Annotated in this window: 11 protein-coding genes; 3 read left to right on the top strand and 8 right to left on the bottom strand. The window is 71.3% G+C overall.

Annotated features, from left to right (window positions below):
• Nucleotides 1–36: 36 nt before the first annotated feature.
• From lpdA to OHT77_RS32065, 3 genes are all read right to left on the bottom strand, one after another.
• Nucleotides 37–1,425, bottom strand: a complete 1,389-nt coding sequence (lpdA, locus tag OHT77_RS32055) for a dihydrolipoyl dehydrogenase (protein WP_266767886.1) — start codon at nucleotides 1,423–1,425, stop codon at nucleotides 37–39.
• 302 nt (nucleotides 1,426–1,727) lie between these two features.
• Nucleotides 1,728–3,251 (bottom strand): leucyl aminopeptidase, encoded by a 1,524-nt coding sequence (locus OHT77_RS32060; RefSeq protein ID WP_328831901.1) that lies wholly within the window; start codon nucleotides 3,249–3,251, stop codon nucleotides 1,728–1,730.
• A gap of 723 nt (nucleotides 3,252–3,974) precedes the next feature.
• Nucleotides 3,975–4,751, bottom strand: coding sequence for an adenosylcobinamide-GDP ribazoletransferase (locus tag OHT77_RS32065; protein ID WP_328831902.1), 777 nt, complete (start codon nucleotides 4,749–4,751; stop codon nucleotides 3,975–3,977).
• A 60-nt stretch (nucleotides 4,752–4,811) separates the two neighbouring features.
• Here OHT77_RS32065 and OHT77_RS32070 point away from each other — a divergent pair, with 60 nt between their 5' ends.
• A complete protein-coding gene (locus OHT77_RS32070; protein ID WP_328831903.1) occupies nucleotides 4,812–5,579 on the top strand; it encodes a hypothetical protein in 768 nt (255 codons plus the stop codon).
• Nucleotides 5,580–5,590: 11 nt separating this feature from the next.
• On the opposite strand, the gene OHT77_RS32075 is transcribed toward OHT77_RS32070, so the two are convergent.
• From OHT77_RS32075 to cobT, 3 genes are all read right to left on the bottom strand, one after another.
• Nucleotides 5,591–6,256, bottom strand: a complete 666-nt coding sequence (locus OHT77_RS32075) for a hypothetical protein (protein ID WP_328831904.1) — start codon at nucleotides 6,254–6,256, stop codon at nucleotides 5,591–5,593.
• On the bottom strand, nucleotides 6,253–8,019 hold the full coding sequence (locus tag OHT77_RS32080; RefSeq protein WP_328831905.1) for a phosphatidylglycerol lysyltransferase domain-containing protein: 1,767 nt from the start codon (nucleotides 8,017–8,019) through the stop codon (nucleotides 6,253–6,255). The genes OHT77_RS32075 and OHT77_RS32080 overlap by 4 nt, the downstream gene beginning before the upstream one ends.
• Before the next feature lie 81 nt (nucleotides 8,020–8,100).
• Complete coding sequence (gene cobT / locus OHT77_RS32085) at nucleotides 8,101–9,321, bottom strand: nicotinate-nucleotide--dimethylbenzimidazole phosphoribosyltransferase (RefSeq protein WP_328831906.1); 1,221 nt, start codon at nucleotides 9,319–9,321, stop codon at nucleotides 8,101–8,103.
• A 138-nt stretch (nucleotides 9,322–9,459) separates the two neighbouring features.
• Between cobT and OHT77_RS32090 the strand changes: the two genes are divergently transcribed.
• Nucleotides 9,460–9,993 (top strand): methyltransferase domain-containing protein, encoded by a 534-nt coding sequence (locus OHT77_RS32090; RefSeq protein ID WP_328831908.1) that lies wholly within the window; start codon nucleotides 9,460–9,462, stop codon nucleotides 9,991–9,993.
• Between the two features lie 36 nt (nucleotides 9,994–10,029).
• On the opposite strand, the gene OHT77_RS32095 is transcribed toward OHT77_RS32090, so the two are convergent.
• On the bottom strand, nucleotides 10,030–11,238 hold the full coding sequence (locus OHT77_RS32095; protein WP_328831909.1) for a bifunctional adenosylcobinamide kinase/adenosylcobinamide-phosphate guanylyltransferase: 1,209 nt from the start codon (nucleotides 11,236–11,238) through the stop codon (nucleotides 10,030–10,032).
• 204 nt (nucleotides 11,239–11,442) lie between these two features.
• Between OHT77_RS32095 and OHT77_RS32100 the strand changes: the two genes are divergently transcribed.
• Nucleotides 11,443–11,655, top strand: coding sequence for a hypothetical protein (locus OHT77_RS32100; protein ID WP_266767875.1), 213 nt, complete (start codon nucleotides 11,443–11,445; stop codon nucleotides 11,653–11,655).
• Between the two features lie 73 nt (nucleotides 11,656–11,728).
• Here OHT77_RS32100 and OHT77_RS32105 read toward each other — a convergent pair whose 3' ends face one another.
• Nucleotides 11,729–12,832, bottom strand: coding sequence for a S1C family serine protease (locus OHT77_RS32105; protein ID WP_328831910.1), 1,104 nt, complete (start codon nucleotides 12,830–12,832; stop codon nucleotides 11,729–11,731).
• Nucleotides 12,833–12,865 lie beyond the last annotated feature (33 nt).

Raw genomic sequence — 12,865 nt, forward strand, 5'->3', positions numbered from 1 at the left:
ATTGCGGAAGTCTGTGTCGTCGTCCGACCGAGGGGGTCAGTCGTGGGAGTGGAGGGGCTTCCCGGCCAGTGCCAGGTGAGCCTCGCCGAGAGCCTCGTTCTGCGTCGGGTGGGCGTGGATCAGCTGGGCGACCTCGGCGGGCAGCGCCTCCCAGTTGTAGATCAGCTGGGCTTCGCCGACCTGCTCGCCCATGCGGTCGCCGACCATGTGGACGCCGACCACGGCACCGTCCTTCACCTGGACGAGCTTGATCTCGCCGGAGGTGTTGAGGATCTTGCTCTTGCCGTTGCCCGCGAGGTTGTACTTCAGAGCGACGACCTTGTCCGCGCCGTAGATCTCCTTGGCCTTGGCCTCGGTGATGCCCACGGAGGCGACCTCGGGGTGGCAGTACGTCACCCGGGGGACGCCGTCGTAGTCGATCGGGACGGCCTTCAGACCGGCCAGACGCTCCGCCACCAGGATGCCCTCGGCGAAGCCGACGTGCGCGAGCTGGAGCGTGGGGACGAGGTCGCCGACGGCGGAGATGGTCGGGACGTTCGTCCGCATGTACTCGTCGACCAGGACGTAGCCGCGGTCCATGGCGACGCCCTGCTCCTCGTAGCCGAGACCGGCGGAGACGGGCCCGCGGCCGACGGCGACGAGCAGGACCTCGGCCTCGAACTCCTTGCCGTCGGCGAGGGTGACCTTGACACCGCTCTCGGTGTACTCGGCCTTCGAGAAGAAGGTGCCCAGGTTGAACTTGATGCCGCGCTTGCGGAACGCGCGCTCAAGAAGCTTGGAGGAGTTCTCGTCCTCGAGAGGAGCGAGGTGCTTCAGGCCCTCGATGATCGTCACGTCGGCGCCGAAGGACTTCCACGCGGAGGCGAACTCCACGCCGATGACACCGCCGCCGAGGATGATCGCGGACTGCGGGACACGGTCCAGGACGAGGGCGTGGTCCGAGGAGATGATCCGGTTGCCGTCGATCTCCAGGCCCGGCAGCGACTTCGGCACGGAGCCGGTCGCCAGCAGGACGTGGCGGCCCTGGATGCGCTGGCCGTTGACGTCGACGGAGGTGGGGGAGGAGAGCTTGCCCTCACCCTCGATGTAGTGCACCTTGCGGGATGCGATCAGACCCTGGAGTCCCTTGTACAGGCCCGAGATCACGCCGTCCTTGTACTTGTGGACAGCCGGTACGTCGATGCCCTCGAAGGTGGCCTTGACGCCGAACTGCTCGCTCTCGCGGGCCTGGTCGGCGATCTCGCCCGCGTGGAGCAGGGCCTTGGTGGGGATGCATCCTCGGTGCAGGCAGGTGCCGCCGACCTTGTCCTTCTCGATCAGGGCGACGTCCAGGCCCAGCTGGGCCCCGCGCAGCGCCGCGGCGTAACCGCCACTACCACCGCCGAGGATCACTAGGTCGAAAACGGTGCTGGCGTCGTTCGCCACGTCACGTCCTCCATGCATGTGCGCCACGCCGGTCGGCGACGACCGGTCGGCGGCTGGTGTCCGGCCGCTCTTTCTTCGGCCCTGTGGTGGGGGCCCTGTCCTGCCGAGCCCATCTTCGCACTTGTCGAGGCCCAACGAGACGCCGGGCCCGGGTGTGAGACACCACACGCTCACTTGAGAGACGCTGCGGCTTTTACCATCCCTGGGTGCGCCCCCCCAGGGGCGCGGGGAACTGCGCGACCGGCCACAGGCCGTCCCGCAGTCGCCCACGCACCTGAGGGCACCGGGCTACCGGGCGAACGTCAGCCCAGATCCCCGGCAGCGGTCAGCTCGGCCAGCCGCACGAGCGTCCGCACCGCGGACCCGGTCCCACCCTTGGGCGTGTACCCGAACGGCCCGCCCTCGTTGAACGCGGGCCCGGCGATGTCGACGTGCGCCCAGGTGATCCCCTCACCCACGAACTCCCGCAGGAACAGCCCCGCGACGAGCCCGCCACCCATCCGCTCACCCATGTTCGCGATGTCGGCGGTGGGGGAGTCCATCCCCTTGCGCAGGTGCTCGGGCAGCGGCATCGGCCACGACGGCTCGCCGACCTCCTCGGCCGCGTCGACGATCGCCGCGCGGAACGCGTCGTCGTTCGCCATCACGCCGAAGGTCCGGCTGCCGAGGGCGAGAACCATCGCCCCGGTCAGCGTCGCCACGTCCACGATCGCGTCCGGCTTCTCCGCGGAGGCGGCCCACAGCGCGTCCGCGAGGACAAGGCGGCCCTCGGCGTCCGTGTTGAGCACCTCGACGGTCTTGCCGCTGTACATCCGCAGCACGTCACCGGGACGGGTCGCGGAGCCGGACGGCATGTTCTCGGCGAGCGCCAGCCACCCGGTCACATTGACCTCGAGGCCGAGACGCGCGGCGGCGACGACGGCCGCGAACACCGCGGCCGCACCGCTCATGTCGCACTTCATCGTCTCGTTGTGCCCGGCCGGCTTGAGCGAGATGCCGCCCGAGTCGTAGGTGATGCCCTTGCCGACGAACGCGAGGTGCTTGCTCGCCTTGGCGTTCGTGTACGACAGCTTCACCAGCCGGGGACCGGCCGCCGAGCCGGCGCCGACGCCGAGGATGCCGCCGTAGCCGCCCTTCTCCAGGGCCTTCTCGTCGAGCACCTCGACCTTGATGCCGTGTTCCTTGGCCGCGGTCTGGGCGACGGCGGCGAAGGCCTCGGGGTCGAGGTCGTTCGGCGGGGTGTTGATCAGGTCGCGGGCGCGGTTGAGCTCCTCGGTGACCGCGAGCGCACGCTCCACGGCCGCCTTGTACTCCTTGTCGCGCGGCTTGCCGCCGAGCAGGGTGGCCTCGCCGAGGGGGGCCTTGCCGCCCGCCTTGGCGTCCTTGGCGCTGCCCTTGTACGCGTCGAAGGAGTACGCGCCGAGCAGCGCGCCCTCGGCGATCGCGCCGGCGTCGGCGGCGTCGGCGAGGGGGAGCGCGAAGGCGGCCTTCTTGGCGCCGGTGAGCGCGCGGGCGGCGACTCCGGCGGCCCGGCGCAGCGCCTCGGCGCCGTACGCTTCGCCCTCCTCGGGCTCCGCGCCGAGTCCCACCGCGAGCACGAGCGGGGCCTTGAAGCCGGCCGGTGCGGGCAGCTTCGTGATCTCGCCCTCGGCACCGGAGGCGCCCAGGGTCTCCAGGACGCCGGCGAGCTTGCCGTCGTACGCCTTGTCCACGGCGTCGGCGCCCGGTGCGACGACCGGGCCCTTGCCGCCCTTGCCGACACCGATCACGATCGCGTCGGCCCGCAGGCCGGGCGCCGCGGCGGTGCTGAGAGTGAGAGCAGTCACAGTGGTGAATTCTCGCTTCCGATGTGGAGTTGCTGTGGTCGATCGGTGTGGGTCGACCGGGCCCGACAGCCGACCCTATTTCCGACCTGCGGCGGTGGTGGAGACAGGGGGCCGCTGAGCACCCAGGACGAGCCTACGCGCGTGTGCCTGCCGGCTCATTCCCGCGGGGGGTGCACCGACGGTGACGGCGCGACCACTTCCCGATCCTCGCCGGTGATGTCCCGGGCCGCACTCGGGAGCTACGAACACCCGACCGTCCGCCTCGCCGAGCGGACCGCGATCGTGACGGCGGCCCAACTCCGGGCGGCGGGCGTCAGATTGCTCGGCTACACGGACACGGACGAGTCGATCCCGGGCAAGCGCAACGGCTGGACATGTGCGATGAGAAGTGCGCCCCCGCTGAAACACGCACAGGGGCAACCCCCTCAGCGGCACGGGGAACTGCGCAACCGGCCCCAACGCACCCACAGTCTCCGCAAGGCCTGCCAAGCCCGCCGGTTCCCGTCAAACACGCGCAAGGGCAACCCCCTCAGCGGCACGGGGAACTGCGCGACCAGCCCCGACGCACCCGCACACACCCACCCAGCGAAAGCACCACGAACGCAGCAGGCGCAGCAGTCTCCGCAAAGGCCTGCTAAGCCCGCCGGTTCCTGTCAAACACGGGCAAGGTCAACCCCCTCAGGGGCGCGGGGAACTGCGCGACCAGCCCCGACGCACCCGCACTCATCCACCAAACGAAAGCACCACGAACGCAACAGTCGCCGCAGTCTCCGCAAGCCCGCCGAACACGTCCCCGGTAACCCCCCCGAACCGCCGCCGACAATGCCGCAGAAGCACCTCGGCAACGACCAGCGCAACAACAACCGCAGGGACGACCCCGTACACCCCGAGCCCCCACCCACACACCCCACCCACAACCACAACCCCCACCACCAGCCACACCGCGGAGCGCACCGGCACCACCCCCGCGACCGCCGCCCCCAACCCCTCGGGCCGAGCCGCCGGCACCCCCGCCCGAGCGGCAAGAGTCAGCGCCGACCGAGCCACGACCCCCGAGACGACCGCCCCGACCGCACCCCGCCCCCACGAGTCGCCGTAGAGCTGAGCGAGCGCGGCCACCTGCCCCAGCACCACGAAAACAAGAGCCAGCACCCCGAACGGCCCGATGTCCGACTGCTTCATGATCCGCAGCGCGTCCTCCGCAGGCTTCCCGCTCCCCAGCCCGTCCGCCGTGTCCGCGAGCCCGTCCAGATGCAGCCCGCGAGTGAGCACGGCAGGCACGGCGACAGACCCGACGGCGGCCAGCAAGGGACTCGCCCCGAGCAACAGCAGCAGCAGCCCGAGCCCGGCCGCGCACCCGCCGACGACCACCCCCACCACCGGCGCCACCAGCATCCCCGCCCGCGCGGCCTCCCGGTCCCAGCGGGTCACCGTGACCGGCAGCACGGTCAGTGTGCCGAACGCGAAGCGGAGGCCGTCGAGGGGCGGGGTCTTGGACACCGGCGCAGATTACCCGGCGATCGAGAGGGCACCCGAGCGGGCCGTGACTAAAGTGCCCATATGGGACATTGGCTGCATCGCAACATCGTCGAGCCGGGCAAACTCCCGCTCCTCCTCGCGCTGACCGCCTTCGTCCTGACCTTCCTCATCACCCGCGTCATCACCCGCCTGATCCGCGCCGGCAAGGGCCCGTTCGGCAACATCAAGGCCGGTGACGTGCACATCCACCACGTCGTCCCGGGTGTCGTCCTCAGCGTCCTCGGCGGTTTCGGCGCGGTGGCCAGCACCCGCTACGGCGTCGGATCGGCGATCTTCGCGATCGTCTTCGGGATCGGCGCGGGCCTGGTCCTCGACGAGTTCGCGCTGATCCTTTACCTCGACGACGTGTACTGGACCGAGGCGGGCCGCAAGAGCGTCGAGGCGGTGGTGCTGACGGCGGCCCTGGTCGGCTTCGTCCTCGCCGGCTTCTCGCCCTTCGGCGTCAACGACCTCACCGACTCCGAACTCCACGACCGGGCCAGCGTGATCGTGAGCGTCGCGGTGAACTTCCTCTTCTCGCTCATCGCCCTGAGCAAGGGCAAGGCCCGCACGGCGGTCTTCGGCATCCTGGTCCCGCTGGTCGCCTTCGTGGGCGCGGTCCGGCTGGCCCGCCCGGGTTCCCCCTGGTCCAAGCGCTTCTACCGCAACCGCCGCCACCGGGCCCGAGCGCGCTCCACGCTCCGCGCCTACCACCACGACCGCCGCTGGGCGGGCCCGCGCCGCAAGGTCCAGGACTGGATCGGCGGCAAACCGGACCCGGACCCGGTACGGATCCCCGGCCGCCGGTAGCCGTACCCTGCCTAACCCCCCAGGGGTCGCCCGCGGTGCCGTACCGCCGAGATCAGGCACAGCAGCCCCACCGCGATGATCGCCGCCAGGTGTTCCTTGCCCGCGAGGTTGCCCTTGAGCATCACCTCGATCGCTATCGCCGCCGTGACCGCGAGGGCGGTGACGTACGCGCCGTAGCGCCACGCGACGAAGACGGCGAGGCCGACCACGGCGGCGGACGGGCCCGTGTCCACCACCAACCGGTCCGAGCTGGGCAGTCCGAACGGGTTGTCGAAGCCGAGCCAGATGCCGAGGCGGGCGTAGAGGGTGCCGGCGAGGGTCGCGGCGTAGGCGATGACGAGTGTGCGCCAGCGGCCGAGGGCGATCTCCGCGATGCCGAACACGAAGAGGATCTGGGCCAGCGCGCCCCACACGGGGAGGTCGAGGGCCGGGACGAAGAGGGAGAGCGGGGTGCGGAGGAGCGCCAGCCACAGCGGGTCCACGGCCCTGACCGCGCCGGTGTCCTGCACGAACCGGTAGCCCCAGGACTGGTTCTGCACGAACTGGAGCAGCGCCGTCAGCAGTACCGCGCCGATCGTCATCGGGATCGCCCGCCAGCGCCGCTTCAGCAGCGGCTCGCGCACGGTGACGTAGAGCAGTCCCCATTCGGCGCGGGCCCAGCGGGCGAGGCGGTTCATCTGTGCGTCTCCAGGTGCTTGCGGTGCAGCCACTTCGGCAGGCCCGGCGCCTCCAGGAAGCCTTCCGCGCGCGCCGCCGCGAGGCCGATGCGCAGCAGGTCCGCGCTCTTCTCGAAGAGCAGGAACCGGGGTTCCCAGATGGGCCGGTACTTGGCGTTGGCGCGGTACAGCGACTCGATCTGCCACCAGCGCGAGAAGAAGCTGAGGAGCGACCTCCACAGCCGTAGCACCGGGCCGGCGCCGATCCGCGCCCCGCGTTCGAAGACCGAGCGGAACATGGCGAAGTTGAGCGAGACCTGGGTGATGCCGATCTCCTGGGCGCGGCGCAGGAGTTCGATCACCATGAACTCCATCAGCCCGTTGTCGGAGTCGCGGTCGCGCCGCATCAGGTCGAGGGAGAGCCCGTGCGGGCCCCACGGCACGAAGGACAGCACGGCCCTCAACTCGCCCTCGCCGTCGGTGCATTCGAGCATCACGCAGAGTCCGTCATCGGGGTCGCCGAGCCGTCCGAGGGCCATGCTGAACCCGCGTTCGGTGGCTCCGTCGCGCCAGTCGTCGGCGCGCTTCAGCAGATACGCCATCTCGTCGGCGGGAATGTCCTCGTGGCGCCGGATCCGCACGGTGTACCCGGCCCGCTTCACCCGGTTGTAGGCCTGCCGCACGGTCCGCATGGCGCGTCCCTCAAGGGTGAACTCGGCGACCTCGACGAGGGCTTCGTCCCCGAGTTCGAGGGCGTCGAGGCCGTGCCGCGCGTAGACGGTGCCGGCCTCCTCGCTCGCGCCCATCACGGCCGGGATCCAGCCGTGGGCCCGGGCTTCCGCGAGCCACGGCTCGATCGCGCCGGGCCACGCCTCCGGGTCGCCGATCGGGTCGCCCGAGGCCAGCGAGACCCCGCCCACCACTCGGTACGCCACGGCGGCCTTGCCGGTCGGCGACCACACCACGCTCTTCTCCCGGCGCAGCGCGAAGTAGCCGAGCGAGTCCCGCTCGCCCTGCCGCTCCAGGAGCGCCCGCAGCTGCTTCTCGTCGTCCTCGGTGAGCGGGTCGACGGCGCGGCGGGAGCGGAACGCGGCGTAGAAGACGGCGAGGACCAGGAGGGTGCTGAGGACGTTGATGGTGACGTTGGCCCAGTTCGGGGTCCAGATGCCGGGGAAGCGGTTCTCCGGGGCGGCGATGGAGACCAGCCGGAACGCGCCGTAGCGCCAGCGCTCCACGAACGTCGAACGGGACGCGTCCTGCGCCTGGTTGGTGACCGTCACCAGCAGCCCGGCGAGCAGCGAGGCGGCCAGGGTCCCGACGACCGCGACGACGGCGGCGAGCCGGGGGTTGGACCGGTCGCCCTTCGCGTAGAACTCCCGGCGCCCCACGAGCAGCGAACCGACGAAGGCGGCGGTCAGCACGAGGGAGATCCAGTTCTGCGGATACCGGCGGATCTCCGGGAACGACATCGCGAACCCGAACAACGCGAGGAACAGCCCGCTGACCACCAGGTTCAGGATCCACGCGGCGCGTTTGCGGCGCCGCATGGTGATGGCGAGGAACGCCGTGAACACCCCGGACGCGAAGCCTGCCGTCAGCAGATACGGGGTGAAGAAGTTCTCCTGGTTGTGCCGTCGCACGTCCTGCCCCAGCGAAACCCACGCCGCGCTGAGGAAGTTGATGAACGCCACCGCCCGCAAATACCAGACGGCGAAGGCCGCGGCCCGCCGCGAGGCCCCTGAGCTGTGACGTTCCTGAACGGACCCGACCCGGACATCTCCCATGAAGGAGGATCATATGGGCGTCGACACAACGAACAGCCCACCGCCACCGCGATGCCCTGCCCGAGCTCGCCCCCGCCTGGCTCACTCGGGCTTTTTGGCCTCTTCCGCGCCGACGGCTGCGTCCGCCGCGACGGGCTCGTCCGCCTCTACGGCCTTGTCCGCCTCGCCCGCCCCGACAGCCCCGTCCGTGCCGACAGCCTCGACCGACTCCCCGGGCTCCAACGCCTCCGGAGTTTCCTCAGCCCCCGTCAACTCCTCCGGGCGGAGCGGCAGTTCGGCGGCCAGTGCTGCCGCGGCCTGGACCAGGGGCAGGGCCAGCAGTGCGCCCGCGCCCTCGCCGACGGTTACTCCGTGGTCGAGGAGGGGCTCAAGGGCCATGCGGTCGAGGGCCTTTGCCTGGCCCGGTTCGCCGCTGTTCTGGCCGGCGAGCCACCAGTCAGGGGCGCGGAAGGCGACGCGTTGGCCGACGAGGGCGCAGGCGGCGGCCACGACGCCGTCCAGGATGACCGGGAGCTTCCGTACCGCGCTCTGCAGCAGGAACCCGGTCATCGCGGCGAGATCGGCGCCGCCCACCGTCGCGAGGAGCTGGAGCTGGTCGCCCAGCACCGGCCGCGCCCGCCGCAGCGCGTCCCGGATCGCGGCGCACTTGCGCATCCACGCCAGGTCGTCGATCGCGAGCCCACCCCGCCCGGTGACGACGGACGCGTCGGTCCCGCACAGCGCCGCGATCAGCACGGACGCCGGGGTCGTACCGCCGACGCTGACATCGCCGAGCACCACCAGATCCGTACCGGAGTCCGCCTCTTCGTTCGCGACGGCGACACCGGTGTTGAACGCGGCCTCCGCCTCCTCAAGGGTCAGCGCGTCCTCGATGTCGATTCGCCCGCTGCCCCGCCGTACGCGATGCTCCACGACCGAGGCCGGCAGCGAGTCCGGCTCGCAGTCCAGGGCCATGTCCACGATCCGCACCGGCACGCCGAGCCGACGGGCGAGCACGGCGGCGGGGCTGCCGCCCTCCAGCACGGACCGCACCAACTCCCCGGCGCTGCCCGCAGGCCGGCCCGACACGCCGAGCGAGGCGATCCCGTGGTCGCCGGCGAAGAGCACCACACGCGGCCGTTCGACCGGCCGCACCGGCACGGCGCCCTGCGCCGCCGCCAGCCACTCACCCAGGTCGTCGAGTCGGCCCAGCGCCCCGGGCGGCACGATCTGACGTTCCCGCCGCGCCTCGGCGTCACGGCGCACACCGCCGTCGGGGCGCTCGATCAGATCGGTGAAGTCGTCGAGATTAAGCGAGCTCATTCGCCGAACAGTACCGGCAGCGGTCGAACACCACAGAGCCACATGGCCACCACGCGCCCCCGACGTCCTTGCCCCGAAGATCGAGATCCCGTACGTATCGTTTTGCACCGTTTTGCCGTACGTCTCCGGGAGCCGCCCATGAACAGCCTGCGCACCCGCGTCAGCACGCGCGTCAGCACCCTCGACGCGTACCGCCGCCACCGCGCGCTGGCCCGCGCGATCCTGCGGCTCCTCCCCGAACCCGAGAGCTGGCTCGACGTCGGCACGGGCGACGCCCACTTCCCGGAGACGGCGAAGGCCCTCTTCCCGTACACCTCGTTCGACGGCACCGACCCCACCCCCCGCGTCGTCCGCGCCCGCGCCGCCGAACGCATCGAGGAGGCCTACGCCGGCCACCTCACGGACCCGCACCTCACGACCGCCCTCCGGGCCCGCTACGACGTCGTCACCCTCCTCCGCGACCGCTCACCCGCCCCCGACCCGGCCGCCGAACTCCACGCCGCCCTCACAGTCCTGCGCCCCGGCGGCCTCCTCGTCCTGGAAGGCCCCCCGGACACCCTCCGCCCCCAACTGGAGCCCCACGCGGTCGAGTTCGTCACAGAACCCCGCCGCCTCCCGGACAGCTTCCCGCTCCCGCACCGCCTGATCGCCCGCAGAAGCCGGCAGCCCTAGGAGCCGCGCGTCCTGCGGCCTCGTCCGATCCGCCGGTCAGGCCCGACCCCGCAACGTCAGCGCCTGCCCCGCCACCACCAGCAACACGTGCTCGCACTCACCGGCGATCGCGGAGTTCAGCCGTCCCAGCTCGTCCCGGTACCGGCGCCCGGACGCGGTCGCCGGGACGATCCCCGAGCCGACCTCGTTGGACACGGCGACCAGGGTCCGCCGGGTCGCCCGCACGGCGGCCGTCAACTCCCGTACCCGCTCCCGGAGTTGCTTCTCCCCGCGGTCCCCCCACTCCGTGTCGTCCCACGCCCCCACGGAGTCCATGGCATCCGTCAGCCACAGCGACAGACAGTCGATGAGCAACGGCGGCCCGTCCTCCGCCAGCAACGGCACCAGGTCGCACGTCTCGGCCGTACGCCACGACCCCGGCCGCCGGTCCCGGTGCGCGGACACCCGGGAGGCCCACTCGGTGTCCCCGTTGCGCGAGCCGCCCGTGGCGACGTACAGCACATCGGGAAACGCCTCCAGCCGCCGCTCCGCCTCCACCGACTTCCCGGACCGCGCCCCGCCCAGCACCAGCGTCCGCCTCGGTACATCGGGCACGTCCTCGTACACCCCCACGGTCAACGTCGTCCCGTCCGGCACGGCCCGTGCCCCCACCGCCGCCAGCCGACGCGTCAACTCGGCCCCCGGCGGCACATCGTGATCGAGATGGACGGCGATGACATCGGTGGCCGGGCCCATCGCCCCGACCGCCCGCAGCTTGGCGAGCGCGTCCGGCCGCCCCACGACATCGGCGAGCACCATGTCGTACGACTCCACCCGCCCCTCCTCGAGCCCGGCAGGCGCACCCCCCGGCGGCAGATACAGCACCCGCTGCCCGTCGGGCCCCGTGACGGCGTACCCGGTACCCGGCGCGTCCATGGCGACCGCCCGCACCCGGTGCCCCGTCAGCAGCGCCAACTCCCGCCCGTCCGGCACCCGCCCCGGCTGCGGCAACCCGGCAGGCACCTCCACCGCGGGCCCGTCATGAGGATGCGACAGCAGAACCTGCCGCACACCCCCCAAGGAATGTCCCGCCCGAGCGGCGGCAAAGGCCGCCCCCGGAGTCAGATCAAGCAGCAACGCCCCATCCACCAGCACCGCGGTGGCAGCCCGAGCATCCACCCCGAGCGAAACAGCACAGGCCGCACAGGGGCAGTCAGGCCGAGGGAGTCCAGCAGGGGCACCGGTGCCGAGCAGAGTGAGTTCCACGGGTTGATTTTCACCGCTGACGAGTGAACATGCGCGCGTTGACCCCCCTAAGGGGCGCGGGACTGTGACATCTGCGGCTCCGCCGCGGGGCGCGACCAGCCCCCACCGAGCCGGCACCCGACAAACTTCCGCAACATGATCACGGCAAACCCGGCGGAGCGCATACGCTGCAGGTCTGCATGCGCTCAGACACGGGAGGCATACATGGCGGCATGGATCTGGCGGTTCGAGAAGTCCGACGGGACCGAGGTGGAACCCGCGGTACAGCCCGAGGAGTTCACCACCCAGGGCGACGCGGAGTCCTGGCTCGGCGAGGTGTGGAAGGACCTCGTCGCCGGCGGCGCGGACCAGGTGTTCCTGTTCGAGGACGGCACACAGATCTACGGTCCGATGAGCCTGCACGCCGAGGACGCGTAGCCCGTCACAGCCGAGGAGGGGGCGGCCGGAGATTCTCCGGCCGCCCCCTCCTCGTTCCCGGGACCGGTCCGCCCTACTGCTCGCCCAGCGTGACGTCGGCCTTCTTCGACGCCCCGTTCCGCGTGTACGTCACCGTCGTCCGCTGCCCCGGCTTGTCGCCGGCGAGGGCCTCCGACAGCGAGGTGATCGTGGTGATCCCCGTGTCACCGAGCTTCGTGATGATGTCCCCGGGCTGGATCCCGGCCTTGTCGGCGGCCCCGCCGTCCTTGACCTCGACCACGGCGACCCCGGCGGCCTGGTAGCTGTCGTCGACGACCGTGCGGCCGGTGATGCCGAGGGCCGCCCGGCCCGAGTCGGTGACCTTGCCGTCCTTGACGATCTGGTCGGCGACCGTCTTCACCATCGAGGAGGGGATCGCGAACCCGATCCCGGGCGCCGCGCTGCCCCCGAGGTCGGGGTCGGTGGCGGCGAGGGTCGGGATGCCGATGACCTGCCCGTTCAGATTCACCAGCGCGCCCCCGCTGTTGCCGGGGTTGATCGCCGCCGAGGTCTGCACCATGTTGGCGATGGTCGCGCCCGTACCGCCCCCGGAGCTGCCCTCGCTGACGGTCCGCCCGGTCGCCGACACGATGCCCTGCGTCACGCTGGAGGACAGTCCGAGCGGCGACCCCATGGCGAGGACGATCTGTCCCACCTCGACCTTGGAGGAGTCCGCGAAGGTCGCCGCCTTCAGCCCGTCCGGCACCTTGTCCAGCTTGACGACGGCGAGGTCCTGCTCGGGATACGAGTAGACGAGCTTGGCGGTGAGCACGTCCTCGCTGTTCGCGGTGGTCACCTTGAAGGTCTTCTCGTTCCCGACGACATGCGCGTTGGTGACGATGTGCCCCTGGTCGTCGTACACGACCCCCGACCCCAGATCACTGCTGGCCTGGATCTGCACGACCGACGGCAGGACCTCCTTGATCACCTTCAGGTAGTCGCTCTGCAGGTCGCCGCTCGCCATCGGTACGGCGGCCTCGGCGGCCTGCGTGGTCGAGCCGTCCTTCTTCGCGGAGGACGACGAGGACGACCCGGAGTCGGAACATCCGGCGACCAGCGCGAGCGAACAGGCGAGACCGGCGAGCAGAGCGACCGGCCGCAGGGCACGGAAGGGAGTGCGGGTACGGGAGGAGTCCATACCGCGAGTGTCTCTTTGGGGTGAATGTCCGGC

The organism is Streptomyces sp. NBC_00252 (assembly GCF_036187565.1).
In the GTDB taxonomy this organism is placed as follows: domain Bacteria; phylum Actinomycetota; class Actinomycetes; order Streptomycetales; family Streptomycetaceae; genus Streptomyces.

What these genes read in the sequence shown, in the direction of transcription:
- OHT77_RS32070 (WP_328831903.1), top strand. Translation starts at nt 4,812, where the DNA reads ATGGGACATTGGCTGCATCGCAACATCGTCGAGCCGGGCAAACTCCCG.
- OHT77_RS32075 (WP_328831904.1), bottom strand. Translation starts at nt 6,256, where the DNA reads ATGAACCGCCTCGCCCGCTGGGCCCGCGCCGAATGGGGACTGCTCTAC.
- OHT77_RS32080 (WP_328831905.1), bottom strand. Translation starts at nt 8,019, where the DNA reads ATGGGAGATGTCCGGGTCGGGTCCGTTCAGGAACGTCACAGCTCAGGG.
- cobT (WP_328831906.1), bottom strand. Translation starts at nt 9,321, where the DNA reads ATGAGCTCGCTTAATCTCGACGACTTCACCGATCTGATCGAGCGCCCC.
- OHT77_RS32090 (WP_328831908.1), top strand. Translation starts at nt 9,460, where the DNA reads ATGAACAGCCTGCGCACCCGCGTCAGCACGCGCGTCAGCACCCTCGAC.
- OHT77_RS32100 (WP_266767875.1), top strand. Translation starts at nt 11,443, where the DNA reads ATGGCGGCATGGATCTGGCGGTTCGAGAAGTCCGACGGGACCGAGGTG.
- OHT77_RS32105 (WP_328831910.1), bottom strand. Translation starts at nt 12,832, where the DNA reads ATGGACTCCTCCCGTACCCGCACTCCCTTCCGTGCCCTGCGGCCGGTC.